Here is a 26,034-nt window from a genome sequence, read left to right on the forward strand (position 1 = left end):
GGGACGATGAGCCTTTACCCAAGGAAGGCCCGGCCATGCTCGAATTTCGCCAGGTTTACAAGACCTACGCCACGCCCCAAGGTCCGCTTGCGGTGCTGGAAGGCGTCGACCTCGAGTTGCGCGGAGGCGAGAGTCTGGCGCTGATGGGCGAGTCCGGCAGCGGCAAGTCGACCCTGTTGCACCTGGCGGCGGGTCTCGACCTGCCGGACAGCGGCGAGGTGTTCCTTGCCGACCGCTCGATCTCCGCGCTGGACGAACCGGCCCGCGCCCACCTGCGTCGCGACACCCTGGGCCTGGTGTTCCAGCAGTTTCACCTGGTGCCGAGCCTGAACGTGCTCGACAACCTGCGCCTGCAGGCACGGCTGGCCGGGCGCGACAATGCCGAGTGGTCGACGCACTTGTTGCAGCGCCTGGGTCTGGCCGGCCTGGAACGGCGCTACCCAGAGCAGCTCTCCGGCGGCCAGCAGCAGCGCCTGGCCATTGGCCGGGCGCTGGCGCCGCGCCCCGCCCTGCTGCTGGCCGACGAGCCCACCGGCAACCTCGACGAGACCACCGCCGGCGAGGTGCTGGCCCTGCTGCTGGAACTGGTGCGCGAGGCCGGCAGCGCCCTGCTGATGGTGACCCACAGCGCCCAGGTGGCGGCACCGCTGGACCGCTGCCTACGCCTCACCCACGGCCGGCTGGGCGCACTCACGGAATCGGGATCCACGGAACCGGAGCCGAGCCGCCGCTGATGCTGACCGCCTTCGCCACCCTGCTCTCCCACTACAAGCGCCACCCCGGCCAGCTCGCCATGCTGCTGCTGGGGCTGTGGGTGGCCAGCGCCCTGTGGAGCGGCGTGCAGGCGATCAACGCCTCGGCCCGCGACAGCTACGCCCGCGCCGAGGCGCTGTTCACCACCGGACTCGACCGCCTGGAGCGCCGCGACGGCGAGCCGCTGACCCGCGACGACTACCTGCGCCTGCGCCGCGCCGGCCTTCCCGTCTCGCCGCTGCTGGAAGGCAGTATCGATGCCCCCGACGGCACCCGACTGACGGTGATCGGCATCGAGCCCTTCACCCTGCCCGGCGACAGCGACTTCGCCGCGGCGGGCACAGCCGGTGAGCTCACCGACTTTCTCACTCCGCCGTGGCAGACCCGCGTCGCCCCGGATACCCTGCCGGCGCTGAGCGTGAGCCATCGCGAGGCCCCCGGCGCCGAGCCGCGCCTGGCTGAGGCCCGGCTGCCACCGCTGATCCTGGCCCCCAGGCTGCCTCCCGACACCCTGGTGATGGACATCGCCGCCGCCGCGACGCTGCTCGACAGCGGCGAACGCATCACCCGCCTGGTCACCGCTCCCGAGGCGCTCGAACAGGCCCCGGCAGGGCTGGTACTGACCCGGGCGGCTACCCTGGTCTCGCCCGGCCAGTTGACCGAGAGCTTCCATCTCAATCTCACCGCCATGGCGCTGCTGGCCCTGGCAGTGGGGCTGTTCATCGTGCAGGCGGCGCTGGGTCTGGCCCTGGAGCAGCGCCTGGGGCTCTTGCGAACGCTACGGGCGCTGGGTGTGTCGGGGCGCGGGTTGGTCGGGCTGCTCGCCCTGGAGCTGTTGCTCCTGGGTATCATCGGTGCGCTGGCCGGTATCGTCAGCGGCGTGTGGCTGGCCCGGGTGCTGCAACCCGACGTGGCGGCCACTCTGGGCAGCCTCTACGGCGCCGACGTGGCGGTGACTCTCAACCTGCCTTGGCACTATTGGCTCGGCGGGCTCGCCGTAACCCTGGGCGGGCTGCTGCTGGCCGGCAGCGGCGTACTGTGGCGGGCGGCCCGCTTGAGCGTACTGGGGCTGGGCCAGGCCCAGGCCTGGCGCAGCGGCTTTCAGCGTCAGCTCAAGCTGATGAGTGCGGCGGGCGGCGCCGTGGCCCTGGGCGGTCTGGCCCTGTGGCTGTGGCTCGCCTGGCAGCCGCCGGGCGAGGGACTGCTGGCCGGCTTCGGCCTGGTCGCCGCGCTGCTGCTGGCCAGCGCGCTGTGGCTGCCGCCGCTGATCGCCCTGCTGCTGGCCGGGCTCGGCCGCCTGCTGCGCCGACGCCCCTTGGCCCAGTGGGCGCTGGCCGATCTGCAGCTGCAGCTGCCGCGACTGGCCCTGGCGATGATGGCACTGCTGATCGCGCTCTCCGCCAACCTGGGCGTGAGCAGCATGGTCGGCGGCTTTCGCCTGACCTTTCTCGACTGGCTCGACCAGCGCCTGGTGGCGGACTTCTACCTGCGCCCGCCCGTCGAGCAGCACGACGACATCCACGCCTGGCTGGCCGAGCACAGCGAGGTCGAAGAGCTGCTGCCCACCCGCCGCAGCGAGGGTACCTTGATTGCCGTGGAGCGCGACGCTGACACGCGCGAACTGGCCCTGCCAGTGGGCGTCTACGGCATCACCCCCGGCTCGGCGCTGTTGCCGAGCTGGCCGCTGCTGGCAACCCGGGCCGGCCGCGACGAAGCCTGGAAGGCCTTCGCCGCGGGCGAGGCGGCCTTCGTCAACGAGCAGCTCGCCATCGCCGAGGGGCTCGCCCCGGGCGACCGCATCGGCCTGACGGCGCCGGGTGGGGAAGCGGTTCTGCCGGTCGCCGCCGTCTACCCCGACTACGGCAACACCCGCGGCGAAGTGCTGTTGGCCACCCCGGTACTCGCCCGCCGCTTCGCCGCCCCGCCGGGCTCCATCGGCATCGTACTGGCGTCGGGTGGCGACGGGGCCGCGCTGAGAGCTGGCTTGCGCCAGCACTTCGCCATCGGTGGCGACGAGCTGGTGGATCAGCGCGAGGTGAAGCGTATCGCCACCGGCATCTTCGAGCGCACCTTCACCATCACCCGGGCGCTCTCCGCGCTGACCCTGGCAGTGGCCGCCCTGGCGCTGCTGGCGAGCCTGCTGGCCCAGGCCCGCGAGCGCCGCCTTCAGCTGGCGCCGCTGTGGGCGCTGGGGGTACCGCGCCAGCAGCTGGTGACGGTGCAGCTGGCGCAGCTCGGCGGCGCGGCCTTCGTGGTCGGCGCCCTGGCGCTGCCGCTGGGCACGCTGCTGGCGCTGGGGCTGGTGGCGGTGATCAACGTGGCGGCCTTCGGCTGGCGCCTGCCGTTGCATGTCTTCCCCGGTGAGATGGCCCTCACGCTGGCCACGGCGGTAGGCGTGGCGCTGGCCGCCGCCGCGCTGCCGGCAACGAAGCTGTGGCGCGCGCCGCCCCGCGCCCTGCTGGCGGAGGAGGCCACATGATGCGTATCGCCATCTTGGCCGCGCTGCTGGCTGCGCTCTGGCTGTCGGGCTGCGCCGAGGAAGCGCCGCCCGGCGAGACCGCCGGCTTCGCCGGACTGGGCCAGGAAGCCGGCGAGTTCGCCCAGGCCCACGAGGACATCCGCCTGAGTTTCCCCGACGACCACGCCGCCCACCCGGACTACCGCATCGAGTGGTGGTACCTCACCGCCAACCTCGAGGACGAGAGCGGCGAGCCGCTGGGCTTGCAGTGGACCCTGTTCCGCCAGGCGCTCACTCCTCCGGACGAACGCCCCGAACCCGCTCCCTGGACCGCCGACCAACTGTGGATGGCGCACATGGCGGTCTCCCGCGGCGAGACTCACCGCGTGGCGGAGCGCTTTGCCCGCAGCCATTCCGGGCAGGACGACGGCCAGGCGGGCGCGGTGGCCGAGCCCTTCCGCGCCTGGATCGACCACTGGCAGCTGGCCACTCGCGTCGATACCTCAGACGAGCCGGGCGACACCTTCACCGAGCTACAGCTGACAGCCCACCAGGACGACGCCCACGGCGGCTTCGGCTATAACCTGACTCTGGTTGCCGAGGGGCCGCTGGTGCTGCACGGCGTGGGGAGCTTCAGCCAGAAATCCGCTGACGGCCAAGGTTCCATGTACTACAGCCAGCCGTTCTGGCGCGTGGAAGGCGAGGTCACCCTCGACGGCGAGACTCGCGCGGTGAGCGGGCGCGGCTGGCTCGACCGCGAGTGGAGCAGCCAACTGCTGGGCCCCGAGCAGCAGGGCTGGGACTGGTTCTCGCTGCACCTGGCGAACGGCCACAAGCTGATGGCCTTCCAACTGCGCGGTGGCGGCGCCGACGGCGGCGACTACCGCTCCGGCACCTGGATCGACCCCGAGGGCGAGCCCACCGCGCTGACCCCGGACGAGATCGGCATGACGCCGCTGGCCACCCAGCGCGTGGCAGGGCGCGAGGTGCCGACCCGCTGGCGCCTGGAGATTCCCCGCGCCGGGCTCGATATGATCGTCGAGGCGCCTCACGCCGAGCGCTGGATGGACACCAGCGTGGCCTACTGGGAGGGCGAGGTGATCGCCCGCGACGCCGAGAGCGGCGACAATCTGGGCATCGGCTATCTGGAAATGACCGGCTATTGAGGTGCGCGAGGAGATCCCATGAACCTGCTGGATGCCATGACCGCCTTCGTGCGGGTCGCCGAACTCGGCAGCTACACCCGCGCGGCGGAAACGCTGGACCTGTCGCGCACGCGCATCTCGCGCCTGATCATGGAGCTCGAGAGCCACCTGGGCGTGCGCCTGTTGCAGCGAACCACCCGGCGCCTGCACCTCACCGAGGCCGGCGAAAGCTACCTGGCCAGCGCCCAGGGCATCCTGCAGGCGCTGGATGAGGCCGAGGCCGAGCTGGGCGCCGGCAGCACCGAGGTGTGCGGCCGGCTGCGGGTCAACGGCCCGATGTCCTTCGGCATGCGCTTTCTCTCGCCGCTGATCGCCCGCTTCATGGTCGAGCATCCTGCGCTGGAGGTACGCCTCGACCTCAACGACCGCCGGGTGGATCTGCTGGAAGAGGGCTACGACCTGGCCATCCGCATCGGCAGCCTGCCCGACTCCACTCTGGTGGCACGGCGCCTGGCGCGCTGCCGCATGATAGCGTGCGCCTCGCCCGAGTACCTGGCCCGCCACGGCGAGCCGCGCAGCCTGGCGGAGCTGACCGAGCACCGCTGCCTGCGCTATCGCACCACCGGCGGCAGCGAGTGGCAGTTCGGCGGGCAGCGCCTCACGGTTCACGGGCCGCTGGAGAGCAACAACGGCGATGTGCTGACCCATGCCGCCGAAGCCGGGCTGGGCATCGCCCATCAACCGAGCTTTCTGATCACCGAGAGCATTTGCCAGGGGCGCCTGGTACCGCTGCTGCAAAACGAGGAGCCGATCACCCTGGGGATCTACGGCGTCTACCCAGCGCGACGCCACCTGCCGGCCAAGGTCGAGCGGCTGCTCGACTACCTCGCCGAGGCCTGGGGCGATCCCCCCGCGTGGGAGCGCGAGATGGGATTGTCACCCATTGCGCAATAAAGTTGTTCACCTGGAGAGGATTATCCCGAGTCAAGTGCGGCGTAGAGTGAAGGCATCCCTGACAACAACGGAGTTCTTTCCCATGCAAACCACCGCTACCCCGCTTGCCGCTGCTCAAGCTCAGACCCAGTCTCAAAACCAGGCCCATGCCACTGCCCTGCTGCGCGTGTCGCTCGGCATCATGGCCCTCGCCCACGGCTTGCTCAAGGTGTTCGTCTTCACCGTGCCCGGCACCGTGGGCTTCTTCGAGTCGCTCGGCCTGCCCCCCTTCATCGCCTACCTGACCATTCTGGCCGAAGTCGGCGGCGGCCTGGCGCTGGTGCTCGGCATCTACACTCGCTGGGTGAGCCTGGCCCTGGTGCCCATCCTGCTCGGCGCCGCCTGGGCGCATGCCGGCAACGGCTGGGTCTTCTCCAACCCGGGCGGCGGCTGGGAGTACCCGGTGTTCTGGGCCATCGCCCTGCTGGTCCAGGCCGGCCTCGGCAGCGGCAGCTTCGTCGTCAGCCGCCGCTTCGCCTGACCTCTCTGCCTGAACTGGCCCACTGCCTGGCGCCGCCCGCGGCGCCAGGCATCGAGGCGCTTTTCCAACGAGCTTTTCCTACGAGCTTTGCCAAGGAGCTTTTTCAAGGAGCTATGCCATGTTGCCCAGCCTGTTCATTTCCCACGGCTCGCCCATGCTGGCCCTCACCCCGGGGCCGGCCCATGATTTCCTGCGTGAACTCGGCGCCGGGATGTCACCCAAGGCCATCGTGGTGGTTTCGGCCCACTGGGCCAGCGAGCGCCTGCTGGTGAGCGTCAGCCAGCGACCCGAGACCATCCACGACTTCGGCGGCTTTCCCCGCGAGCTCTACGAGTGCCAGTACCCGGCACCGGGCGACCCCGAGCTGGCCCTGCGCCTGGCCCGCACGCTCAACGCCGTGCCGCTGGAGCGGGGCCTGGACCATGGCGCCTGGGTGCCGCTGTCGCTGATGTTTCCCGCCGCCGAGGTGCCGGTGGTATCGCTGTCGCTGCCGGTGACCTGGTCGAACCAGGCCTTGATGGCGCTGGGCGAGAAGCTGGCGGCGCTGCGTGAAGAGGGCGTGCTGGTGGTCGGCTCGGGCAGCCTGACCCACAACCTCAGCGAGATGCAGGTGCAGGGCGCACCGACGCCGGCCTGGGTCGGCGAGTTCGCCAACTGGGTTCACGGCAAGCTGACGAGCGGCGAGCGTGATGCGCTGCTGGCGTGGGAAACCGCCCCCCAGGCGCGGCGCAACCACCCCACGCCGGAGCACTTCCAGCCGCTGCTGGTGGCGCTAGGCGCCGGCGGCGAGGCCAGCCGTCTGCACCACAGCGTGGAGCACGGAGTGCTGGCGATGGATGTCTACGCCTTCAACTAGATTCCAGCACTGGATGGAACTCGCCCTGGTGGCGTGCCCGGAAATGCGGCTCGCCCGACGCCACGTCGTTGCGCACCGCGGCCAGCAGTGCGGCGTCCAGGCTGGGGTCGTCGAGGGCGAGCAGGCCGCACTGCGACAGGGCCCGACGCAGCCCGACCTGCTCGTCGATCCGCTCGAACAGCACCCGCACGCAGCAGGGCATGCGCTCGCTGTTGTCCGCCACGCCGAGCCTGAGCCCGGTCAGCCGGGTCACCTGGCTCTGGAAGGTCGGGAACAGAATGGTATGGGTCACTTCGTAACCGTTGAGGGTTTCGTAGTCGGTCAGGAAGATGCGGTCGGCGAGTTTGACCGCGACCCCCGTATAGCGATTGTGGCAGGGCCGAATCTGATTCGCGCCCTGCAGGCGTTCGGTGCGCTGATAGACGATGCCGCTCTCCCGCGCTTCCAGGCAGACCAAGGTACGAATGATATGCCCAGGCTGGGCCATCGAGTGGTAGTACTCGAAGTAGCGCCCCAGATAGCGGGCCATGCCCTCACGGCCACGCTGCAGCAAGGCGTCCGGCCATTCGACTCCCCCCTGGCGTGACGACTCGGTCGGCAAGCGACCCGCCTGCACCAGTGAGACGAAGTTTTCGTGGGGCAGGTAGAGCTCGTGCTCTTCCACGCCGAAGAACGCACATAGACGCCGCATGGCGGCATGCCGCGGACGATAGCGTCCGCTCAGATAGCGGTTGAACTGGGCGCGATTGATATCCAGCCGACGGCACACCTCGGCGATGGAAGGGTAGTAGCTGCACAACAGCCGAAGGTTGGCGACGAAGTCGTCGTGCATGTGGGCTCCCGGTGCGCCAGGCAGGATGGTGCACTCTGGCGCACTTACTTTCGCAGAAAGTGCACTAGAGTGCAACGTAGCGCCAAATCCCACCACCCCCTCACAGTTGTTTCAATCAATGGCAGGCTTTTTACAGCTCTATATTTCCCGTTACCAAATCGGTGCCTTAACAACAAAATGACCGAAAACCCTATATCCCTTCGCATGAACTTCTGGTCCGGCCTGGGCGTGGCCGCCCTCGCGGTGCTGCTGCTCACCTGGATCATCCCCACCTACGGCGGACGCGGCTTCGCCGTCGGCATGCATCCCCGCACCCTGGCCACGCTCGGGGCCTGGGTCATGCTGGCCTGTGCCCTGGCACTGGCCCTGCTCAGCGCCATCGCGCTACTGCGCCGGCGCCTGGCGTTCTTTCGCCTGCCCGAGCTCGGCCATCTGTGGCATCAGACCTGGCCGTTTCTCTTCGTGCTGGGGTTCATCGTGCTGGTGGATCGCTTTCCGCTAACCTGGGTGGCGCCGTTCATGATCGGGTCGCTGCTGCTGTTGCTGGGCGAGCGTCGCTGGCACGTGGTGCTGCTGACGGCAGTGATTCCGGCCCTCGGGCTGTATGGACTGACGGCGCATCTGATGCGCATCGGGGTGGTGTGAGATGATCGGATTCGATGCCATTCTGTCGTCCTTCGCCGCGGCGCTGCACTATGAGTCGATCGCGATCATTCTCGGCGGGGTGCTGCTGGGGTATATCGTCGGGGTGATCCCGGGGCTGAACCGGGCGGTGGCCATCGCCATCGCCATTCCACTGACGTTCTACATGTCGGCCTATGCGGCCATCGCCTTTCTGATCGGGTTGTCCAAGGGCACTGCGGCGGGCAGTGCGGTGTCGGCCATTCTGCTCAATACGCCGGGGGAGCCGTCGTCGGCGGCGACCTGTCTGGATGGCTTTCCCATGGCGCGGGCGGGCAAGCCGCGCAAGGCGCTGAAGGTGGGGTTGCTGGCGTCGGTGGTGGGCGATCTGCTGGCGACGCTGCTGTTGATTGCGGTGGCGATTCCGTTTGCCTCGGTGGCGCTGAAGTTCGGGCCCTATGAGCTGGCGGCGATTCTGATCTTTGCGCTGGTGTTCATCGCCGGCATGGCGGGGGGCTCGTTCCTCAAGGGGCTGGCGGCCGGCGGCATGGGGGTGATCCTGGGCACCGTGGGCCTCGATCCGGAGACCGGGGCGGCGCGTTTGACCTTCGGTTATGCCGAGCTGATGGAGGGGGTGCCGATCCTGCCACTGGTGATCGGCACGCTGGCGCTGGCCGAGATGTTCGTGCAGTTGGATGAGTATCGCCGCAACAAAGGCGCCAGCGTGATCAAGCTGAGCCACGACAAGGCGGACGATCTCTCCTTCCAGGAGTTCAAGGCCACGCTGCCGACGGTGTTCAAAAGCACCGGGGTGGGAGCGTTCGTGGGGGCCTTGCCGGGGCTGGGGCCGTCGGTGGGGGCGTTCATGGCCTATGGCCTGGCCAAGCGCAGCGCCAAGGATCCGGACAGTTTCGGCAAGGGCAATCCCAACGGTATCGCGGCCGCCGAGGCGGCGGACAATGCGGTGATCCCGGCCAGCTACATTCCGCTGTTCGGCCTGGGCATTCCAGGCAGCGTTTCCGCCGCGCTGCTGGTGGGGGCGTTCATGATCCACGGCATCCAGGTGGGGCCGCTGATGCTGCGCGACCATCCCGAGATGCTGTTCACGCTGTTCTCGGGGATGATCGTGGCGAGCCTGCTGATGCTGGCGGTGGGCTGGTACGGCCTGCGCATCTTCGCCAAGGTCACCAGCGTGCCGCCGCACATCGTGATCCCGGTGGTGATCTTCCTGTGCCTGGCGGGCATTCAGGTGCAGGGCTACGGCACCTTCGGCCTGGTCACGGTGTTCGCCTTCGCCATCTTCGGCTACTTCCTGAAGAAGTTCGACTACTCCTTCGTGACCTTTCTGGTGGCGTTCATCGTCACGCCGATGCTGGAGATGAACCTGCGCCAGGCGGTGATTCTCTCTGGCGGCGACATCGCCATTCTGCTCAACCGGCCCATCGCCCTGGCCTTCGTCGTCTTCACCGCGCTGATGGCGCTGCACCTGGGCTGGAGCGGCTATCGCCAGTGGCGCCAGAAGCGCCTCGAGGCGTCGGGTAACTGAACTCACAGCCGGCAGCGACCGGCATCACCACACCACAACAAACGCAACCACGAGGTTCCGACTCATGAAAATGAAACTGCTGGGTACTGCCATTCTCTCTTCCGCCATGGCCTTCGGCGCAGCCGGCATGGCCCAGGCCGAGGACTTCCCGTCCAAGCCGGTGACCATGGTGATCGGCTGGGGTGCCGGCGGCAGCACCGACATCCAGGGCCGCGTGCTGGCCGACATCCTCTCCGAGGAACTCGGTCAGCCGGTCAACGTGGTCAACCAGCCTGGCGCCGGCGGCGGCGTGGCCCTGGCCCGCCTGGCCAACAGCCGTGACGAGGGCTACACCTTCGTCTTCGGCACCTCGATGACCATCACCTTCGGTCCGCTCTCCAGCGAAACCACCTACGAGCTGGACGACTTCCGCTACGTGGCCGGCGTGACCCTCGGCCAGTCGGCCATCGTCACCGGCGAGGATCGCCCCTTCGGCGACAGCTGGGAAGAGCTGGTGGAGTACGCCCGCGAGAACCCGGGCATGAGCTATGCCACCCAGACCGCGCTGGATCGCATGATCATCGAGTACATCGCCCAGCAGGAAGGTCTCGAGCTGCGCATCGTACCCACCTCCGGCGGCGCCGGCATGGCACCGCTGATCCTCTCCGGCGACGTCGACTTCGCCTACAGCGGCGGCACCCACTCCGGCTATGCCGAAACCGGCGAAATGCCGGTGCTGCTGAGCCTGGCCGAGGATCGTCTGGTGGCGTTCCCGGATGCGCCGACCCTGCCGGAAGCCGGTTACGACATCAATGCCGCCGAGATCCGCGTGGCCATGGTGCCGAAGAACACCCCCGACGCCCATGTCGAGCGTCTGGCCGAGGCGCTGGAAGCGGCCACCCAGGACCCGCGCTTCATCGAGATCACCGAGGAGCGCATCCTGATGCCGGTGACCTACATTGCCGAAGACGAGGTCACCCAGACCCTGCGCGATCAGGTGGAAGGCTACCAGGCGCTGATCGAGGAACTCGGCGGTCTGCCCGGCGAGGAGTGACCCTCTCCATGGCCCTGTCGTGACAGGGCCGTTCGAACGCCGACGCCGTCCCAAGGGGCGGCGTCGCTGTTTGCATGGGCTGTACGGAAGAGGGGGCGAGTTCAGTCGCCCAGCGCCCCCAGGCGGTCGGCCTGGACCACCTCGATCCAGTAGCCGTCCACGTCCTTGACGAAGATCACGTCCTTCATCTTGCCTTGGTCCGAGCGCTTGACGAACTCAACCTCATTGGCGTCGAACCACGCCTCGGCGGCATCGAGGTCGGGCACCGAAAAGCAGATATGACCGAAGCCCTGGGGCTGGGCATTGCCGTCGTGATAGGCAAAATCATCCTGGCTCTCGGTGCCCCAGTTGTGGGTCAGCTCCAGCAGGCCCGTCTGGCTGAAGGTCCACACCGTACGCTCACCCTGGTCCTCCGGTACCTGCTCGGCGTCGTCCAGCCTGGCCAGGAAGTAGAGCGAGAAGTTCATCTCCTCGAAGTCGAGCCGGCGCATGACCCGCATGCCGAACACCCGCGTATAGAAGGCCAGCGCCTTTTCCGGATCCTTCACCCGCAGCATGGTGTGGTTGAGACGAAAGCCCTGCGAATTCGCCGTCGGTGCCTGCACGCCCGGGTGCTGCTCTCCCTTGAAGCTCATGCGTTTCTCCTGTGCTGTCGCTGTCATCTTGCTCCTCATCATCAGGATGATGCGGATCGTTACGACGTTTTTCCAGCCGCAGGCGGCTGTCATACCCTTCGGATCGCGCTAAAGTAGGAAAAGCACCGCCATGAAGAGCGACCGCCCATGCCGACCTCATCCAGGCTCGAACAGGTAGCGCCAGGGGGCTTCCGCAGCGCCGTCGGGCGCTTGCTGCGCCATCTGTCCTGGCTGCTGGCACTGGCCCTGCTGGCCGGCTGCGCCAGCCGTGACATCGCCACCCACGATCCGAGCCGCGGCCCGGACGCCCTCTCCATCGAGCGGGCGCTGATCCTGGCCACGGCCAAGAATGCCCTGGGCACGCCCTATCGCTTCGGCGGCAATACGCCGGAAGGGCTCGACTGCTCGGGCCTGGTGGAAATGGCCTACCGCGCGGCAGGCATTCAGGTGCCGCGCACCGCCGACGAGCAGTTCCGTGCCCTGCCGTCGGTGCACCAGGCCCAACCCGGCGACCTGCTGTTCTTCGGCGACCGGCGCAAGGCAACCCATGTGGGTATCTACCGCGGCAACGGCCAGATGATTCATGCGCCGGGCAGCGGGCGCGAGGTCACCAGCGTGCCGCTGCATATCGACTACTGGCAGCAACGATTCCTGGGTGCCGCCAGCCCAGCCCCCTGACCTCATCGCTCTGGTAAGATAAGTGGCTTTCCAATCCATTGGTGATGCCATGCCACTCGATCTTTCCCTCTATCTGGTTACCGACCCCGAGCTCTGCTCCCGCCACGGGCTGGTGGAGACCGTGGTGGCGGCAGTGCGTGGCGGCGTCACCGTGGTGCAGCTGCGCGACAAGCGCGCCAGCGACGACGAGATGATCGATCAGGCGTGTCGTCTCAAGGCGGCCCTGGCCGGCAGCGGCGTGCCGCTGATCGTCAATGACCGCCTGGCGGTGGCGCTGGAAAGCGGCGCCGACGGCCTGCACATGGGCCAGGACGATGGCGACGTGGCGGCGGCCCGCGCCGCCTTGGGCCAGAGCGCCATCCTCGGGCTCTCGGTGCAGAATCACGAGCAGCTTTCTTGCCTCGACCCGACCACTCTAGACTACCTCGGCTTCGGCCCGGTGTTCGCCACCTCGACCAAGCGCAACCACGCCACCCCGCTCGGCTTCGACGGCCTGGCCGCCCTGGTGGCGGCAAGCCCGCTGCCGGCCGTGGCCATCGGCGGTCTCAAGGCGGAGCATGCCGCAGCGGTGCGTGCCGCGGGAGCCAAAGGGCCGGCGGTGGTATCGGCAATCTGCGGACAGCCGGACGCCGAAGCCGCCGCCAGGGCGTTCTTTGCCTGAAGTCAGAAAAAACCGGAATGAAGGTGGTGATGGGCCCGAGGTGAGAGGGTCTAAGACGAGAGAGCCTGAGATGAGAGAGCCTCAGGCGTCGCGGCCCCCCTGTTCGCGGGTGTAGCGCTGCATGATCTCCAGGGTTTCCTGGCTGACGTGATGCTCCATGCCTTCGGCATCGATGCGCGCGGTGCGGTCGTTGACGCCGAGGGCACGCAGGAACTGCAGCACGATGGCATGGCGCTGATGCGACATGGCCGCCATCGCCTCGCCCTTCTCGGTCAGGAACAGCGAACGGTAGGGCTTGCTGGATACCAGTCCCAGCGACTTGAGCCGGGTGACGGTCTTCGACACCGTGGCCTGACTGACCCCCATGCGAGCGGCGATATCCGTCGAGCGCGCCTCGCCCTGATGTTCGAGCAGATCGGCGATCAATTCCACGTAGTCTTCGAGAAGTTCGGTTTCGTGGGCGTTGCGCACGGCGGCGTACTGCTGCGCATGCTGGTCGCTGGGCGGCAGGGCATCCGCCTTGCGCAGGCGATCCGGGGTCACGTCGTTCGGCGAGTCGGTCATCGCGCCAATATAGCCAAAGTGCTCATAGGGCAGCAACAAGACCTCGATAGAGATTTCCTACTACGCTACAAGTTAACCTTGGCTAAAATACTGTCTATACGCTTACAAATTCACCGCGGCGTAACAACTGCCTTTCAACGCCTGGCCACAGAGGAGAGTGACCGATGCCGGCCCCAAGGGGATTGCTGCTGCTCAGCGCGCTCACGTTAGCCCTGTCGACCTCGGCCCAGGCCGAAACGTCGCCCCTCAAGGTAGCGGCCACCTTCTCCGTGATCGGCGACCTGGTGCGCGACGTGGCGGGTGACGATGCCGATGTCACGGTGCTCACACCGGTAGGGGCGGAGGTCCACGAGTGGGAGCTGATTCCGAGCAATTTCATCGCCCTCGAAGAGGCCGAGGTGGTGTTCTACAACGGTTACGGTCTGGAGCAGTGGCTCTCGCAGATCAACGCCACGGTCGGCAGCGGCGTGCCGGTGGTCGCCTTGGCCGAGGAGAGCGGCTATACCACTCAGCCGATCGCCACCGGCGAATACGCCGGCGAGGTCGACCCGCACATGTGGATGGACCCACGCGCCGCGGCGGCATACGTGGGCGTGATCGCCGACACGCTTGCCGAGGCCCGACCCGACGCCGCCGATGCCTTCCAGGCGCGCGCCGAGGCCCTGCAGGAGTCGCTGCATGCGTTGCACGAGGAGCTGCTGGAGACGCTGGCAGACATTCCCGAGGAACGGCGCCTGCTGATCACCAGCGAAGCGGCCTTCGTCTACTTCGCCGATGCCTTCGGCTTCGAGCACGACGGCATCTGGGGCACCAACGCCGAGGAAGAGGGCTCGCCGCGCCAGATCATGCGCATCGTCGATCTGATCGAGGAGAAGCGGCCAGCCGCCATCTTCTGGGAGAGCACCATTTCCGACCGCCACGTGCGCAGCGTGGCCGACGAGACCGAGGTAGAAATCGCCGGTCCCCTCTACGTCGATTCCCTCAGCGAGCCGGACGGCGCAGCACCCGACTACGCCGGCATGCTGCGCCACAACATCGGGCTGCTGCGCGAGGCCTTGGGAGGCACTCATGAATGACACGGCACCGGCGCTCGAGGCACGCCGCCTCAGCGCGGCCTATCACCAGCACCCCGTGCTAGAAGACGTCACCCTGGCACTACCGCAGGGCGAGTGGACCGCCATCGTGGGGCCCAACGGGGCGGGCAAGTCTAGCCTGCTCAAGCTGGTGATCGGCGGCCTCACGCCGCTGCGCGGCGAGCTGCGTATCCTTGGCGAAAGCCCAGCGGTACAGCGCAGGGCCGGCCATATCGCCTACATGGCGCAGCAGGAGCACATGGAGTGGGAGTTTCCCATTTCGGTACGCGAGACGGTGCTGACCGGCCGCTACGGCCTGATGCGCCAGGACCCACTGTGGCAGCGCCTGCTGCCGCGCCACTGGGCCAACCCCAGCCACCGCCAGGCCGTGGAAGCCGCGCTGGATGCCGTCGACATGGCCGAGCATGCCGAGCGCCCCATCGGCGAGCTGTCCGGCGGCCAGAAGAAGCGCGTGCTGCTGGCCCGCGCGCTGGCACAGCAGGCCAGCATCCTGCTGCTCGACGAGCCGCTGGCCGGGGTCGATCCGCCCAGCGAGGCGCTGATTCTCGCCACGCTGGAGCGTCAGCGCGACGCGGGCCGCACCGTCATCATGGTCACCCATGACATGCCCAGCGCGCGTCGCCATGCCGACCGCGTGCTGCTGATCAATCGTCAGGTCGTCGGCATGGGCACACCGGAGGAGATGCTCAGCGACGCCATGCTGGCCCGCCTGGCGGTGGGAGCGGCCTCCGGCTCCGCCTACGGGGGTGCACGTGCCGCAGCTTGAGACGTTGGCCCAGGTGATCGATGGCCTGATCGCCCTGCTGATGCTGGTGGTGAACCTGCTGCCCGAGCCGCTGGCCGCGCCCTTCGAGTACCGTTTCATGCAGCGCGCCCTGCTCACCTCAGTGCTGGTGGGAGCGATCTGCGGCCTGCTCTCCTGCTACGTGGTGCTCAAGCGCTGGTCGCTGCTGGGCGATGCCATCTCCCATGCGGTGCTGCCCGGGGTGGCCATCGCCTACCTGCTGGGCTGGCCGTTCTTCATCGGCGCCTTCATCACCGGCGCGCTGACCTCGCTGGGCATCGGCGCGCTGGAGCGCCATACCCGGATCAAGGCGGATGCGGCCATGGGCCTGATGTTCACCGCTGCCTTTGCCTTGGGCATCGTGATCATCAGCAAGATCGCTACCAGCACCCACCTGATGCATATTCTGTTCGGCAACGTGCTGGGCGTGCAGACCACCGCGCTGATGCTGACGCTGGCGGCAAGCCTGGTGACCGTGCTGACCATCTGGCTCGCCTATCGACCGCTGCTGCTCTACACCTTCGATCCGCAGCAGGCCCAGGCGCTGGGCTTCAATACCAGCTTCATCCACTACGGCCTGATCCTGCTGCTGACCTTGACCATCGTCGCCAGCCTGGAGACCGTGGGCATCATCCTGGTGGTGGCGATGCTGATCACCCCGGGCGCCACGGCCCACCTGCTGACCGACCGCTTCCCGCTGATGCTGGCGATCTCGGTCGCCGTCGGCGTCATCTCCGCCGTGGTGGGGCTGGTGCTTTCAGTGTCGCTGGACGTCGCCTCGGGCGGCGCCATCGTACTGGTGGCTTCCGGCCTGTTCCTCGTCGCCCTGCTGGCAGCTCCCAAGCACGGCCTGGTGGCGCGCCAGTGGCGGCGCTGGCGCCTGAATCGGGTTTAGCTAAATCGGAATTAGGAGGTGGGGCGGCGTTTGAGCGTGGTCCGGCGGTCATGATAGGCGATCGCCAGGCCACTGCCGATGATCAGCACACTGCCGACGAAGACCCACAGATCCGGCATTTCCCCCCAGAACCACCATCCCAACAGCACCGCCCACAGCATGGCGGTGTAATCGAAGGGGGCGGCAATGGCCGCCGGGGCGAAGCGAAAGGCCATGGTGATGCAAGCCGTGGCCCCGATGCCGACCACCCCAGCACCGAGAAACCCTACCCAGTGCCAGGGATGCGGGTCCTGCCATACCCAGGGTAGCGCCACGGCGGTCAGCACCAGCGGTACCAGTGTCATGTAGAAGACCATGGCCCAGAGATGCTCAGTGGCACCGTAGCGCCGCGCGGTGATCATCATCAGCGCATAGAACAGCGCCGCCCCGATGAGCACCAGCGAGCCCAGTTGAAAGGCATCGCCGCCGGGGCGGACCACGATCAACACCCCCAGAAAGCCGAACAGCGAAGCGACCAGCACCGGTGGATCGATCCGCTCGCCGAGCAGCGGCACCGACAGCAGGGTGACGAACAGCGGAGCCACGAAGGCGATTGCCGTGGCCTCGGCCAGCGGTAGCAGGGTCAGGCCGAACACGAAGCAGACCATGGTGCCGGTATAGATCAGGCCCCGCACCAGATGCACGCCCGGACGCCGGGTGCCCAGGGTCCGCAGCCCACCGCCGTAGTGCGCCAGCAGCGCGATCAGCGGTAGCGAGACCAGGGTACGGAAGAAGATGATCTGCAGCGGCGAGTGCACCTCGCCCAGCCACTTGGCAATGGCATCGCCGATGGCCAGGCAGAGTACGCCGGCACACATGAACAGAATGCCCTTCAATGACGGCGACATGGCCCCTCCCCCGACAGGAAAAAACCACCCCGCCGACCGGGATGGGCGGCGGGGTTTGTTGGTTAACAACCTAACGGGTGGAACGCATGGCGGCAAGTGCCATGCCCCAAGATGGCGCATTGGGTAGGGCGGAGGTCGAACCCAGAACGACGCGAGGTTTGTGGGGCATGGTCACACCATAATCGTTATGTTATAACGAATCATTCTCAGCGTTCGAACGCTTGCCGCAGGCGAGCACCCTGAACCGGCTCCCGAGGCTTCGCGCCGAGCGGGTCTCGCAGCATAAATGATATGTTATAGAGTTTCACAAGGAGGTGTCATGCAGCCCCGTCTCTCCCTCGATACTCCGGTGCACTGGGCGTTCGGCCAGGAGATTGAGGTGTTGCCGCGCATTTTCGACGACGACATCACCCTGGCCGTCATGCAGCGACGGCTCGACCCGGCCCTCGCCCTGGCCGTGCGCGCCCAGCTCAACGGCACCCGCTCCCTCGACTGGCACTGGCGAGGCGCCCCCGGCCAGGCAATGAAAGAGGACCTCGAGCGTCGACTCCCTGCCCCCGAGGCCGGCGCTGCGCTGGTGGAGGACGTCGGTCATATCGCCGAGGCCATGGCCTACCTCTTCTCCACCGAAGCCATCGGCATTCGTCTGCGTACGCTGGAGGGCGCCATGTGCCCGCGCTTCCACGTCGACAACCTGCCGGTGCGTCTCGTGACCACCTATGCCGGCCCAGCCAGCGAATGGCTGCCTGAGCACGCCGTCAACCGCGCCGGGCTGGGAGCTCCCCATCCCGACAAGCCCGATATCGTCGCCGATCCCGATGCCATTCGACAGCTCGCCGTGGGCGATCTGGCCCTGCTCAAGGGCTGTGGCTGGGTCGGTAACGAGGAGCGCGGCCTGGCCCACCGCAGCCCGCAGCCGGCCGCGGGCGAACGTCGCCTGCTGCTGGCGCTGGACCCAGGCTGACACCGCTCCGCCGTTACGCAACCTGTTCTTTCCACCTGAGCAATCCGTTCTTTCCACCTGAGGAAGCCCGGCAATGACTCCATGCCTTCGCCCCCTCCTGTTCGGCCTGGTGCTGCTGCCCCTGGCAGCACAGGCCGACCGCCCGCTGGCGGTCGTGGCCCCCTGGGAAATCACCGGCCTCGATCCCTCGACCTCGGGCTATGTCTTCGCCCGCATGCGCGTTGCCGAGACCCTGATCGATACCGATGCCGACGGTCAGCCGGCCCCTGGGCTGGCCAGCGGCTGGCAGGTCTCCGACGACGGCCTGACCTGGCGTTTCACCCTGCGTGAGGGTGTGACCTTCCACGACGACAGCCCGCTGACGGCACAAGCCGCAGCGTTGAGTCTCGAGCATGCCCTGGCCAAGCCGGGCATACTCGACTCGGCGCCCATCGTCGCCATCGAAGCCGAAGACGCCGACGTCGTGGTGCATCTCGACAGCCCCTTCGCGCCGCTGCCGGCCCTGCTGGCCCACTCCACCACGCTGATCCTGGCCGTGGACGCCTTCGACGACGAGGGGCGGGCCACCCAGATGATCGGCACCGGTCCCTATCGCGTCGCATCGGTCGCCCCCCCTCAGCGCCTGACGGTGGAGCGCTTCGATGGCTATTGGGGCGAGACCCCCGCCATCGGCAGCGCCAGCTATCTGGCGGTGGGGCGCGGCGAAACCCGCGCACTGATGGCCGAGAGCGGCGACGCCGACGTGGTGTTCACCCTGGACCCGGCCAGCCGCGCACGGCTGGCACGCCATGATCGCCTGGCGCTGCATGCCGAGCCGCTGCCGCGCACCATCGTGTTCAAACTCAATGCCGAACACCCCTTCCTCGAGGACGAGCGCGCCCGCCAGGCACTGAGCCTGGCCGTCGACCGGGTCGGCATAGCCGCCGGTTTGCTGCGCCATCCCGAAGCCGCCGCAGCCGAACTGTTCCCGGCCAGTCTCGGCCCCTGGCACTTGGGTTTAAACACCAATGGGGGTACCGCTGCGGAAGAAGCGCAGGACGTGGAGCGGGCCCGCGAGCTGCTCACCGAACTGGGCTGGGAAGCCAACGGTCGCGGCATGCTGGAGCGCGACGGCCAGCCCTTCCAGCTGACCCTGCGCACCTTCTCCGACCGCCCCGAGCTGCCGCTGGTGGCGACGGCGCTGCAGGATCAGTGGCGCGAAATCGGCGTGGCACTGGAGGTGGCCGTGGGCAACGCCAGCGAGATCCCTTCCGGGCACCGCGACGGCAGCCTGGAGCTAGGCCTGATGGCGCGCAACTACGGCCTGGTGCCCGACCCGCTCGGCACCCTGCTCGACGACTTCGGCACCGACCCGGAAACGATGGGCGGCGACTGGGGCGCCATGGGCTGGCGCGACGCGGACGTGGCGGCCTGGCTCGACACCCTGCGCCAGGAGGCCGACATGGATGCTCGCGCCGAACTGGCCGGGCAGGTGGCACGCCGGCTTAACGAGGCGATGCCGGTCGTGCCCGTGGCTTGGTACCAACAGACGGCGGCGGTCAACGCCGAGCTGGAGGGTTTCTCCATCGATCCGTTGGAGCGCAGCTATCGCATCGACGAACTGAGGTGGGGAGAATGAGCGAAAACCAGGCTGCGCGCGCGACGTCGCGCTGGGCTTCTCGCTGGACCTCTCACCGGACGACAGGCCTTGGTGGCCTGCTGCTGCAGCGCCTGTTCCAGGCCGGGCTGGTGGCATGGGTGGTCGGCACCCTGACCTTCGTGCTGACCCGTTCGCTGCCCGGCGACATGGCCTACCGCATCGCCGCCGGACGTTACGGGCACGACATGGTCAACACCACTGCCGCCGAGGCGGTGCGTGCCGAGCTGGCACTGGACCAGCCGGCGCTCGGCGCCTACTTCGGCTGGCTGTGGGATCTAATTCAACTCGACCTGGGCCGCTCGCTGGTCAGCGGCGAGCCGGTGGTGGCCGAGCTGTGGCATCAGCTCGGCCACTCGCTCGGCCTGGCCGCCCTGGCCGTTCTTCTCTCGCTGCTGCTGGGTCCACCGCTGGGCCTGCTCGCCGGGCTCAAGCCCAACGGCATGCTCGATCGCGTAAGCGAAGTGGCGGCCAGCGTGCTGCGCGCCCTGCCGCCCTTCGCCGTGGGCCTGATCCTGATCCTGATCTTCTCGGTCACCCTCGGCTGGCTGCCTGCTGCCGGCCATGGCCGCAGCGCACACGGCGTGCTGCCGGCACTGACCCTGGCGTTGGCGCTGGCCGCGATTTCCAGCCGGGTGGCACGCAACGCCATGGCCGACGTATCGCAGTCGGCCTACTACGCCTTCTCGCGTACCAAGGGGCTGGGCGAGCGCCTGAGCTTCCTGCGCCACGGCCTGCGCAACGCCGCGGTGCCGGTGGTGGCCTACCTCGGCGTACAGTTCGTCTACCTGATCGAGGGCGTGGTGGTGGTCGAGACCCTGTTCGCCTGGCCTGGCATCGGCCACGCCCTGGTGCACGCCATCGTTGCCCGCGACGTGCCGATGATCCAGGGCACCGCGTTGGTGATGGGGCTGATGTTCGTCGCCCTCAATACCGTGGTGGATCTGCTCTGCCACTGGCTCGACCCCAGGAGGCGCAGCGCATGAACGGCTCTACCCTGACGCCTTCCCGCCGCCTTGCCCTGCCGACGCTGAACGGCCGCCAGCGCCTCGGTGCCACGCTGCTGGCGCTGCTGCTCGCCTTCGCCTGGCTGGTGCCCTGGCTGTTCGAGGCCGACCCCGCCCGTCAGCAGCTCACCCGTATTCTGCAGCTGCCGACGCTGGCCGAGCCGCTCGGCACCGACCACCTGGGGCGCAGCCTGCTGGCGCGGCTGGCCAGCGCCGTGCGCCTGTCGCTGGGCATGGCGCTACTCAGCGTGGCCAGTGCCGCCGTGCCGGGAGTGATTCTCGGCGTGATCGCCGGCTGGCGCGGTGGCTGGCTCGACCGCGTGCTGGGCAGCATGGCCGACGCCTTCCTGGCCCTGCCCGGCCTGCTGCTGGTGCTGCTGCTGGTGGCCATCGCTCCAGGCAACTTCTGGGCGCTCTACGTCGGTATCTCACTGGTGCTGTGGATCGAGTACTTCCGCGTGGTGCGGGCCCGCACCCGAGTGCTGGTCGCCTCGCCCCAGCTCGAGGCAAGCCGCCTGCTCGGCTTCGGCCCGCTCTACCTGTTCCGCCGCCACCTGTGGCCCGAGCTGGCGCCGCAGGTGCTGACCCTGGCCGCCTTCGGCGCCGCCAGTGCGATCCTCGCCATGGCCGCGCTGGGTTTCGTCAGCGTCGGGCTGCGCCCTCCCACCGCCGAGCTGGGGCTGATGATGATCGAGCTGCTGCCCTACTACCACGAGGCGCCCTGGGCCATGGCCCAGCCGATCCTGGTGCTGTTCGTGCTGGTGCTGAGCCTCAACCTGCTGGCGGGAAGGGATCCACGATGAGTGCGTACTTACTTCAGGCGGAAGACGTCACGATCCAGGGCGAGGGCGTCACCATCGCGCCCTTCTCCTGTGCGCTCAAAGCCGGTAGCCGGCTGACCCTGCTCGGCGAGACCGGCTCGGGCAAGAGTCTGCTCGCTCAGGCCATCATGGGCACGCTGCCCCGCGGCCTGAGCGCGCGGGGGCGACTCGTCATCGACGGCGAGACCTTCGATGCCGCCGATGACAAGTCGCGCCGCGCCCTGTGGGGCCGACGCCTGGCGCTGCTGCCCCAGGAGCCTTGGCATGCGCTGGACCCGACCATGCGTGCCGTAGCGCAGGTGGCCGAGAGCCACCGCCACGTGGCCGGGCGTGATCGCCGCGCCGCGCTTCAAGCCGCCTGGGCCGATCTGACCGAGCTGGGCCTGGCCGAGGCCGGCGGCAAGCTGCCCGGCGAACTCTCCGGCGGCATGGCGCAGTGGGTGGCCTTTGCCGCCGCCAGTGCCGGCGGCGCGCCCATCGTCATCGCCGACGAGCCGACCAAGGGGCTCGATGCGCCGCGCCGCGATGCCGTGGTCGAGCTGCTGGCTCGCACGCCCGAGAGCGGCGGCGTTCTGCTCACCATCACCCACGACATCGACGTGGCCCGCCGCCTGGGCGGCGAAGTGGTGATTCTGCGCCAGGGACAGGTGATCGAGCGCGGAGCGGCCCAGCAAGTGCTCACTTACCCTCAAAGCGAGTACGGCCAGGAGTTGCTGAACGCCGAGCCCAGCCGTTGGCCACGCCCGGCACCGCTCGGCGAAACGACCCAGGCGCCGGTGGTGACCGCCACCGACCTGGCCAAGACCCGCGGCGGGCGCGAGCTGTTCCGCGAACTCTCCCTCACGGTGCGCCCCGGTGAGATCGTCGGCGTGGTCGGTCCTTCCGGCTGCGGCAAGAGTACGCTGGGCGACATGCTGCTCGGCGTGACGCGCGCCGACGGCGGCAAGATCCAGCGCACTTCAGGGCATCCGCTCGGCTTTCAGAAGCTCTACCAAGACCCGCCGGCAGCCTTCTCGCCCCACTGGCAGCTCTCCCGGCTGCTCGACGACCTGGTACGCCGCCACCGCCTGGATCGCAGCGCCATCCCCCCGCTGATGGCGCGCCTTGGGCTCAACGAGCACCTGCTGGAGCGCCGCCCCGGCGAGATCTCCGGCGGCGAACTGCAGCGCTTCGCTATTTTGCGGGTGCTGCTGCTGGAGCCGTGCTTCCTGTTCGCCGACGAGCCGACCTCGCGCCTCGACCCCATCACCCAGCGCCGGACCCTGGCGCTGCTGGTGGAGCTGGCTCGCGAGCGGCACTGCGGCGTGATGCTGGTGAGCCACGACCCGGCGTTGATCGAGCACACCTGCGACCGCCGCATCGTCCTCGGTGACGAGCAGGTGAGCGCGGCCGGGCAGGCACTCTACCCGGCCCCGGAGCTTGTCTGAACGGGCACCCAACGACATCGCCCCGCATGAGCGGGGCGATGTGAGAATGGAGAAGGGCGGGGTGGCAGGCGTCAGTAGTGCGCCACCACCATGCAGTCCATGCCCTGGGCGCGCAGACTGTTGCAGGCGGAGTGGGCATCGCTCTCCTGCAGGTCGACCAGGCGTGCGCGGAACACCCGTCGCTCACCCTCCGACTCCGCCACCGACACCCGCAGGTCACGCATGAAGCCGGCAAGCTGGTCGGCGGCACGGGTCGCCAGATGGCGTGCCTGATCCGGATCGTTGAAGGCGCCGACCTGCACCGCCCAGTTACCTCCACTGCTGGCACGCGACATGTCGGCCTGATAGGTGGCACGCGGTGAGTCGGCCTGGGCGATCAGGGCGCGAATCGGATCGTCGGCGGAGCCCATCTCGACCCCCATCTCCGACTGGAAGGAGAGTCGACGCTCACCGCTCTCGGGCTGCCCAATGGCCTCGGGTGCTGCCGCCAACTGCCGATCCGAGGGGGGTGGGCTGTCAGGCAGCTGCATACTGTCGCCCAGCACATCGGCCTGGGCAATCCAGTCGCCACGCTGCAGCATGGAGAGACGAGCAAAACCACGGTCGAGCAGGTCGGCCATGTGGGTGTCGCGCGAGGCAGCGGTGAAGCCCCCCATTACCACGGAGACGATACGCCGATCGTTACGGATCGCCGAGGTCGCCACATTGAAGCCGGAGGCGCGGATGAAGCCGGTCTTGAGGCCATCGGCGCCGGCATAGTTGCGCAGCAGCCGGTTGTGGCTGGTATGGGTGGTGCCGCGATAGGTGAAGCTCTGGGTGGAGAAGTAGTGATAGTACTGGGGGAAATCCTGCATCACGCGGATCGACAGCGTGGCCATGTCGCGGGCCGTGGTGACCTGAGCATTGTCGGGCAGCCCGGAAGCGTTACGGAACACGGTACTGGTCATGCCCAGCTCGTTGGCGCGCTGGGTCATCATGCGGGCGAAACCGGACTCGGTGTTGCCCAGCGCCTCGGCGACCACCACGGCAACGTCGTTGGCCGAACGCACCACCAGCGCCTTGATGGCCTCTTCCGCCGTGATCGTGCTACCCGCCGCGAGCCACAGCTTGGAAGCGGGCATCGAAGCGGCATGGGCCGATACCGGTAACGGCTGGTTCAAGCGTATGGTGCCATTCTCGAGTGCCTCGAACAGCATGTAAAGCGTCATCATCTTGGTCAGCGAGGCGGGATAGCGCGTCGCATCGGCATTGGCCTGATGCAGGACGTCGCCGCTCTCGACATCGATCACGATGGCCGCATAGCGGGGGTTGGCCTGCGCCGAACCGATCGTCAACAACTGAAGAAAAAGAAAAAAGAAAATGGCCACACCGAGGTAAGGTCGGTTGTAGGAGCGCATGACGAACACCTCTGGTTCCCTTTTGATTCCCCGTGGTCCGATTCTAAAGCGGACCTTGCCTCAGTATGGCTGCATAATGAAGTGCTTAACAGCCGGAATAGCGAGTTTTTTTGCATATATACCGGCTGCTTCCATCAAACTTCCGTTTATTAATCAACTGGAATAACAGCCCGTTACCTCTGCGATGCAGACCCGCTATTCCCAGGCGGGGAAGGGGTCGGGCAAGTCGGCCCACGCCCGATGACCATCCGCCAATGCGGCGTCGCTCAGCAGACACTCGTCCAAAGCCTGACGGATACGCGCTTCGTCGAGGTTCTGGCCGATGAACACCAGTTCCTGACGCATGTCGCCGAACGGCTCTTCCCACTGCTCCATGATGTAGCCACGCGTCTCCGGATCCTTGGGCCAGCGCGACTCGGGCACGGCCTTCCAGAACATGCCGGCAAAGCCATAATGGGCAATGCCGCCCGCCTGACTCCACTGGCCGGCGTACTGAGGTCGCGAGGCGAGCCAGAAGAAGCCCTTCGAACGCAGCAGCTTGCCGCCGAACCAGTCGCCATGCAACAGGGCGTGAAACTTCTCGGGATGGAAAGGCCGCCGGGCGCGATAGACGAAGCTCGAGATGCCGTACTCCTGGGTTTCAGGCACGTGCTCACCGCGCAGCTCCTTGAGCCAGCCCGGGGCGAGCCTGGCCCGTTCGAAGCTGAAGCGGCCGGTATCGAGCACCTTGTCGAGCGGCACCCGGCCGTGGGCCATGGGTACCAGCTCGGCGTCGGGATTGAGCGAGCGCAGCACCGCCTTCAACTCCGCCAGTTGCGCCTCGTCGATCAGGTCGGTCTTGCTGATCAACAGCACGTCGCAGAACTCGATCTGGTCCACCAGCAGGTCGGCTACGTTGCGCTCGTCCTCCTCGCCCAGGCTCTCGCCCGCCTCGGCGAGGGATTTCGCCTCCCGGTACTGCGCCAGGAAGTTGGCACCGTCGACCACCGTCACCAGGGTGTCGAGGCGGGCGACGCTCGAGAGACTCTGGCCCTGCTCGTCCTCGAAGGTGAAGGTCTCCGCCACCGGCAGCGGCTCGGAGATCCCGGTGGACTCGATCACCAGCTGATCGAAGCGGCCTTCCCGCGCCAGCCGGCTCACCTCCACCAGCAGGTCCTCACGCAGCGTGCAGCAGATGCAGCCATTGCTCATCTCGACCAGCCGCTCCTCGGCCCGGTTGAGCGTCACCTCGTCATCGCCACTGCCCGGCGCGCCTCGTACCAGGGCCGCATCGATGTTGACCTCGCTCATGTCGTTGACGATCACCGCCACGCGGCGTCCGTCGCGATTGGCCAGGATATGGTTGAGCAGAGTGGTCTTTCCCGCTCCGAGAAAGCCGGAAAGCACGGTAACCGGCAGTGGCTTATGGGACATCACGCGTCTCCTCGCTGCTTGCTGTAGTGATGTTCGCGTTTCTCCTGTCGCTCCTTGGCCTCCAGGCACAGTTCGGCGGTCGGCCTGAGCAACAGTCGGGGCAAGCCGATGGGCTGACCGGTTTCGGCGCAATAGCCGTAGTCGCCCTCTTCGATACGCCGCAGTGCCTGATGAATCTTGCGCAGCAGCCGTGTCTCGCGATCGGCCTGGCGTAACAGCAGCCGCAGCTCCTCCTCCACGGCGGCACGATCGAGCTCGTCGCCGCTGCGCTCGTTGTCGGCGATGGCACTGCGCACCTCCACCAGGTGCGCCTCCACTTCGGCCCGCTCGGCAGCCAGCCGGTGCTGGAAAAATGCCAGCTGCTCATCGTTCATGTATGCCTCTTCGGGCATGGCCAGCAGTCGCTGCACCTCGGGATCGGCCGACATGGGCATCCTCTCCTGAAAATAGACG

At 67.7% G+C, this 26,034-nt stretch carries 26 protein-coding genes; 19 read left to right on the top strand and 7 right to left on the bottom strand.

Annotated features, from left to right (window positions below; genetic code table 11):
• Positions 1–35: 35 nt before the first annotated feature.
• The 6 genes from HOP53_RS17075 to HOP53_RS17100 all read left to right on the top strand — a co-directional run bounded on the left by HOP53_RS17075 (position 36) and on the right by HOP53_RS17100 (position 6,686).
• Positions 36–734: an ABC transporter ATP-binding protein gene (locus tag HOP53_RS17075; protein ID WP_234271149.1), complete on the top strand. Its 699-nt coding sequence runs from the start codon at positions 36–38 to the stop codon at positions 732–734.
• Positions 734–3,232 (top strand): ABC transporter permease, encoded by a 2,499-nt coding sequence (locus HOP53_RS17080; RefSeq protein WP_234271150.1) that lies wholly within the window; start codon positions 734–736, stop codon positions 3,230–3,232. Before HOP53_RS17075 ends, HOP53_RS17080 begins: the two co-directional genes overlap by 1 nt.
• Positions 3,229–4,377, top strand: coding sequence for a lipocalin-like domain-containing protein (locus HOP53_RS17085; RefSeq protein WP_338073309.1), 1,149 nt, complete (start codon positions 3,229–3,231; stop codon positions 4,375–4,377). The genes HOP53_RS17080 and HOP53_RS17085 overlap by 4 nt, the downstream gene beginning before the upstream one ends.
• A gap of 18 nt (positions 4,378–4,395) precedes the next feature.
• The gene (locus tag HOP53_RS17090; protein ID WP_234271151.1) at positions 4,396–5,310 is read left to right on the top strand and encodes a LysR family transcriptional regulator; all 915 of its coding nucleotides are present in this window, start codon (positions 4,396–4,398) and stop codon (positions 5,308–5,310) included.
• Between the two features lie 82 nt (positions 5,311–5,392).
• Positions 5,393–5,830, top strand: coding sequence for a DoxX family protein (locus tag HOP53_RS17095; RefSeq protein WP_234271152.1), 438 nt, complete (start codon positions 5,393–5,395; stop codon positions 5,828–5,830).
• Between the two features lie 118 nt (positions 5,831–5,948).
• Positions 5,949–6,686 carry a dioxygenase family protein gene (locus tag HOP53_RS17100; protein ID WP_234271153.1) on the top strand — a complete coding sequence of 246 codons (738 nt, stop codon included), beginning with the start codon at positions 5,949–5,951 and terminating at the stop codon, positions 6,684–6,686.
• On the opposite strand, the gene HOP53_RS17105 is transcribed toward HOP53_RS17100, so the two are convergent.
• A complete protein-coding gene (locus tag HOP53_RS17105; protein WP_234271154.1) occupies positions 6,679–7,518 on the bottom strand; it encodes a helix-turn-helix domain-containing protein in 840 nt (279 codons plus the stop codon). The genes HOP53_RS17100 and HOP53_RS17105 overlap by 8 nt on opposite strands.
• Before the next feature lie 204 nt (positions 7,519–7,722).
• On the opposite strand from HOP53_RS17105, the gene HOP53_RS17110 reads away from it, so the two are divergent.
• From HOP53_RS17110 to HOP53_RS17120, 3 genes are all read left to right on the top strand, one after another.
• Positions 7,723–8,163 carry a hypothetical protein gene (locus tag HOP53_RS17110; RefSeq protein WP_234271155.1) on the top strand — a complete coding sequence of 147 codons (441 nt, stop codon included), beginning with the start codon at positions 7,723–7,725 and terminating at the stop codon, positions 8,161–8,163.
• 1 nt (position 8,164) lies between these two features.
• On the top strand, positions 8,165–9,685 hold the full coding sequence (locus HOP53_RS17115) for a tripartite tricarboxylate transporter permease (RefSeq protein WP_234271156.1): 1,521 nt from the start codon (positions 8,165–8,167) through the stop codon (positions 9,683–9,685).
• 64 nt (positions 9,686–9,749) lie between these two features.
• The gene (locus HOP53_RS17120; protein WP_234271157.1) at positions 9,750–10,718 is read left to right on the top strand and encodes a tripartite tricarboxylate transporter substrate binding protein; all 969 of its coding nucleotides are present in this window, start codon (positions 9,750–9,752) and stop codon (positions 10,716–10,718) included.
• 101 nt (positions 10,719–10,819) lie between these two features.
• On the opposite strand, the gene gloA is transcribed toward HOP53_RS17120, so the two are convergent.
• The gene (gloA, locus tag HOP53_RS17125; RefSeq protein ID WP_234271158.1) at positions 10,820–11,353 is read right to left on the bottom strand and encodes a lactoylglutathione lyase; all 534 of its coding nucleotides are present in this window, start codon (positions 11,351–11,353) and stop codon (positions 10,820–10,822) included.
• Between the two features lie 147 nt (positions 11,354–11,500).
• On the opposite strand from gloA, the gene HOP53_RS17130 reads away from it, so the two are divergent.
• Entirely contained in the window at positions 11,501–12,031 is a 531-nt protein-coding gene (locus HOP53_RS17130; protein ID WP_234271159.1) for a C40 family peptidase, read from the top strand.
• Between the two features lie 49 nt (positions 12,032–12,080).
• Positions 12,081–12,692, top strand: coding sequence for a thiamine phosphate synthase (gene thiE / locus HOP53_RS17135; protein WP_234271160.1), 612 nt, complete (start codon positions 12,081–12,083; stop codon positions 12,690–12,692).
• Positions 12,693–12,773: 81 nt separating this feature from the next.
• Here the strand turns inward: thiE and mntR are convergent, their stop codons facing one another.
• Positions 12,774–13,256, bottom strand: coding sequence for a manganese-binding transcriptional regulator MntR (gene mntR, locus HOP53_RS17140; protein WP_234271161.1), 483 nt, complete (start codon positions 13,254–13,256; stop codon positions 12,774–12,776).
• Positions 13,257–13,420: 164 nt separating this feature from the next.
• Here mntR and HOP53_RS17145 point away from each other — a divergent pair, with 164 nt between their 5' ends.
• From HOP53_RS17145 to HOP53_RS17155, 3 genes are read left to right on the top strand one after another with little or no spacing between them, the layout of a single operon-like run.
• On the top strand, positions 13,421–14,332 hold the full coding sequence (locus HOP53_RS17145; protein ID WP_234271162.1) for a metal ABC transporter solute-binding protein, Zn/Mn family: 912 nt from the start codon (positions 13,421–13,423) through the stop codon (positions 14,330–14,332).
• Positions 14,325–15,116 (top strand): metal ABC transporter ATP-binding protein, encoded by a 792-nt coding sequence (locus HOP53_RS17150; protein ID WP_234271163.1) that lies wholly within the window; start codon positions 14,325–14,327, stop codon positions 15,114–15,116. The genes HOP53_RS17145 and HOP53_RS17150 overlap by 8 nt, the downstream gene beginning before the upstream one ends.
• A gap of 40 nt (positions 15,117–15,156) precedes the next feature.
• Positions 15,157–16,029 carry a metal ABC transporter permease gene (locus tag HOP53_RS17155; RefSeq protein ID WP_234271580.1) on the top strand — a complete coding sequence of 291 codons (873 nt, stop codon included), beginning with the start codon at positions 15,157–15,159 and terminating at the stop codon, positions 16,027–16,029.
• An 11-nt stretch (positions 16,030–16,040) separates the two neighbouring features.
• On the opposite strand, the gene HOP53_RS17160 is transcribed toward HOP53_RS17155, so the two are convergent.
• Positions 16,041–16,916: a DMT family transporter gene (locus HOP53_RS17160; protein WP_234271164.1), complete on the bottom strand. Its 876-nt coding sequence runs from the start codon at positions 16,914–16,916 to the stop codon at positions 16,041–16,043.
• Positions 16,917–17,235: 319 nt separating this feature from the next.
• Here HOP53_RS17160 and HOP53_RS17165 point away from each other — a divergent pair, with 319 nt between their 5' ends.
• From HOP53_RS17165 to HOP53_RS17185, 5 genes are all read left to right on the top strand, one after another.
• Positions 17,236–17,880 carry a DUF1826 domain-containing protein gene (locus HOP53_RS17165; protein WP_234271165.1) on the top strand — a complete coding sequence of 215 codons (645 nt, stop codon included), beginning with the start codon at positions 17,236–17,238 and terminating at the stop codon, positions 17,878–17,880.
• A gap of 73 nt (positions 17,881–17,953) precedes the next feature.
• Complete coding sequence (locus HOP53_RS17170) at positions 17,954–19,498, top strand: ABC transporter substrate-binding protein (protein ID WP_234271166.1); 1,545 nt, start codon at positions 17,954–17,956, stop codon at positions 19,496–19,498.
• Positions 19,495–20,502 carry an ABC transporter permease gene (locus HOP53_RS17175; protein WP_234271167.1) on the top strand — a complete coding sequence of 336 codons (1,008 nt, stop codon included), beginning with the start codon at positions 19,495–19,497 and terminating at the stop codon, positions 20,500–20,502. The genes HOP53_RS17170 and HOP53_RS17175 overlap by 4 nt, the downstream gene beginning before the upstream one ends.
• Complete coding sequence (locus HOP53_RS17180) at positions 20,499–21,326, top strand: ABC transporter permease (protein WP_234271168.1); 828 nt, start codon at positions 20,499–20,501, stop codon at positions 21,324–21,326. Before HOP53_RS17175 ends, HOP53_RS17180 begins: the two co-directional genes overlap by 4 nt.
• Positions 21,323–22,771 (top strand): ABC transporter ATP-binding protein, encoded by a 1,449-nt coding sequence (locus HOP53_RS17185; protein ID WP_234271169.1) that lies wholly within the window; start codon positions 21,323–21,325, stop codon positions 22,769–22,771. The genes HOP53_RS17180 and HOP53_RS17185 overlap by 4 nt, the downstream gene beginning before the upstream one ends.
• Before the next feature lie 71 nt (positions 22,772–22,842).
• Here HOP53_RS17185 and HOP53_RS17190 read toward each other — a convergent pair whose 3' ends face one another.
• From HOP53_RS17190 to dksA, 3 genes are all read right to left on the bottom strand, one after another.
• Positions 22,843–24,168: a D-alanyl-D-alanine carboxypeptidase gene (locus HOP53_RS17190; RefSeq protein WP_267955402.1), complete on the bottom strand. Its 1,326-nt coding sequence runs from the start codon at positions 24,166–24,168 to the stop codon at positions 22,843–22,845.
• A 195-nt stretch (positions 24,169–24,363) separates the two neighbouring features.
• On the bottom strand, positions 24,364–25,581 hold the full coding sequence (gene zigA / locus HOP53_RS17195) for a zinc metallochaperone GTPase ZigA (protein ID WP_234271171.1): 1,218 nt from the start codon (positions 25,579–25,581) through the stop codon (positions 24,364–24,366).
• Positions 25,581–26,009 carry an RNA polymerase-binding protein DksA gene (gene dksA, locus HOP53_RS17200; RefSeq protein WP_234271172.1) on the bottom strand — a complete coding sequence of 143 codons (429 nt, stop codon included), beginning with the start codon at positions 26,007–26,009 and terminating at the stop codon, positions 25,581–25,583. The genes zigA and dksA overlap by 1 nt, the downstream gene beginning before the upstream one ends.
• Positions 26,010–26,034: the final 25 nt, after the last annotated feature.

Origin of the sequence: Billgrantia ethanolica (assembly GCF_021404305.1) — a bacterium.
In the GTDB taxonomy this organism is placed as follows: domain Bacteria; phylum Pseudomonadota; class Gammaproteobacteria; order Pseudomonadales; family Halomonadaceae; genus Halomonas; species Halomonas ethanolica.

What these genes read in the sequence shown, in the direction of transcription:
- HOP53_RS17075 (WP_234271149.1), top strand. Translation starts at nt 36, where the DNA reads ATGCTCGAATTTCGCCAGGTTTACAAGACCTACGCCACGCCCCAAGGT.
- HOP53_RS17160 (WP_234271164.1), bottom strand. Translation starts at nt 16,916, where the DNA reads ATGTCGCCGTCATTGAAGGGCATTCTGTTCATGTGTGCCGGCGTACTC.
- HOP53_RS17115 (WP_234271156.1), top strand. Translation starts at nt 8,165, where the DNA reads ATGATCGGATTCGATGCCATTCTGTCGTCCTTCGCCGCGGCGCTGCAC.
- HOP53_RS17165 (WP_234271165.1), top strand. Translation starts at nt 17,236, where the DNA reads ATGCAGCCCCGTCTCTCCCTCGATACTCCGGTGCACTGGGCGTTCGGC.
- HOP53_RS17185 (WP_234271169.1), top strand. Translation starts at nt 21,323, where the DNA reads ATGAGTGCGTACTTACTTCAGGCGGAAGACGTCACGATCCAGGGCGAG.
- HOP53_RS17170 (WP_234271166.1), top strand. Translation starts at nt 17,954, where the DNA reads ATGACTCCATGCCTTCGCCCCCTCCTGTTCGGCCTGGTGCTGCTGCCC.
- HOP53_RS17090 (WP_234271151.1), top strand. Translation starts at nt 4,396, where the DNA reads ATGAACCTGCTGGATGCCATGACCGCCTTCGTGCGGGTCGCCGAACTC.
- mntR (WP_234271161.1), bottom strand. Translation starts at nt 13,256, where the DNA reads ATGACCGACTCGCCGAACGACGTGACCCCGGATCGCCTGCGCAAGGCG.
- dksA (WP_234271172.1), bottom strand. Translation starts at nt 26,009, where the DNA reads ATGTCGGCCGATCCCGAGGTGCAGCGACTGCTGGCCATGCCCGAAGAG.
- HOP53_RS17155 (WP_234271580.1), top strand. Translation starts at nt 15,157, where the DNA reads ATGCTGGTGGTGAACCTGCTGCCCGAGCCGCTGGCCGCGCCCTTCGAG.
- HOP53_RS17130 (WP_234271159.1), top strand. Translation starts at nt 11,501, where the DNA reads ATGCCGACCTCATCCAGGCTCGAACAGGTAGCGCCAGGGGGCTTCCGC.
- HOP53_RS17085 (WP_338073309.1), top strand. Translation starts at nt 3,229, where the DNA reads ATGATGCGTATCGCCATCTTGGCCGCGCTGCTGGCTGCGCTCTGGCTG.
- HOP53_RS17190 (WP_267955402.1), bottom strand. Translation starts at nt 24,168, where the DNA reads ATGCGCTCCTACAACCGACCTTACCTCGGTGTGGCCATTTTCTTTTTT.
- HOP53_RS17105 (WP_234271154.1), bottom strand. Translation starts at nt 7,518, where the DNA reads ATGCACGACGACTTCGTCGCCAACCTTCGGCTGTTGTGCAGCTACTAC.
- zigA (WP_234271171.1), bottom strand. Translation starts at nt 25,581, where the DNA reads ATGTCCCATAAGCCACTGCCGGTTACCGTGCTTTCCGGCTTTCTCGGA.
- HOP53_RS17150 (WP_234271163.1), top strand. Translation starts at nt 14,325, where the DNA reads ATGAATGACACGGCACCGGCGCTCGAGGCACGCCGCCTCAGCGCGGCC.
- HOP53_RS17080 (WP_234271150.1), top strand. Translation starts at nt 734, where the DNA reads ATGCTGACCGCCTTCGCCACCCTGCTCTCCCACTACAAGCGCCACCCC.
- HOP53_RS17180 (WP_234271168.1), top strand. Translation starts at nt 20,499, where the DNA reads ATGAACGGCTCTACCCTGACGCCTTCCCGCCGCCTTGCCCTGCCGACG.
- HOP53_RS17095 (WP_234271152.1), top strand. Translation starts at nt 5,393, where the DNA reads ATGCAAACCACCGCTACCCCGCTTGCCGCTGCTCAAGCTCAGACCCAG.
- HOP53_RS17175 (WP_234271167.1), top strand. Translation starts at nt 19,495, where the DNA reads ATGAGCGAAAACCAGGCTGCGCGCGCGACGTCGCGCTGGGCTTCTCGC.
- HOP53_RS17145 (WP_234271162.1), top strand. Translation starts at nt 13,421, where the DNA reads ATGCCGGCCCCAAGGGGATTGCTGCTGCTCAGCGCGCTCACGTTAGCC.
- HOP53_RS17110 (WP_234271155.1), top strand. Translation starts at nt 7,723, where the DNA reads ATGAACTTCTGGTCCGGCCTGGGCGTGGCCGCCCTCGCGGTGCTGCTG.
- thiE (WP_234271160.1), top strand. Translation starts at nt 12,081, where the DNA reads ATGCCACTCGATCTTTCCCTCTATCTGGTTACCGACCCCGAGCTCTGC.
- HOP53_RS17120 (WP_234271157.1), top strand. Translation starts at nt 9,750, where the DNA reads ATGAAAATGAAACTGCTGGGTACTGCCATTCTCTCTTCCGCCATGGCC.
- HOP53_RS17100 (WP_234271153.1), top strand. Translation starts at nt 5,949, where the DNA reads ATGTTGCCCAGCCTGTTCATTTCCCACGGCTCGCCCATGCTGGCCCTC.
- gloA (WP_234271158.1), bottom strand. Translation starts at nt 11,353, where the DNA reads ATGAGCTTCAAGGGAGAGCAGCACCCGGGCGTGCAGGCACCGACGGCG.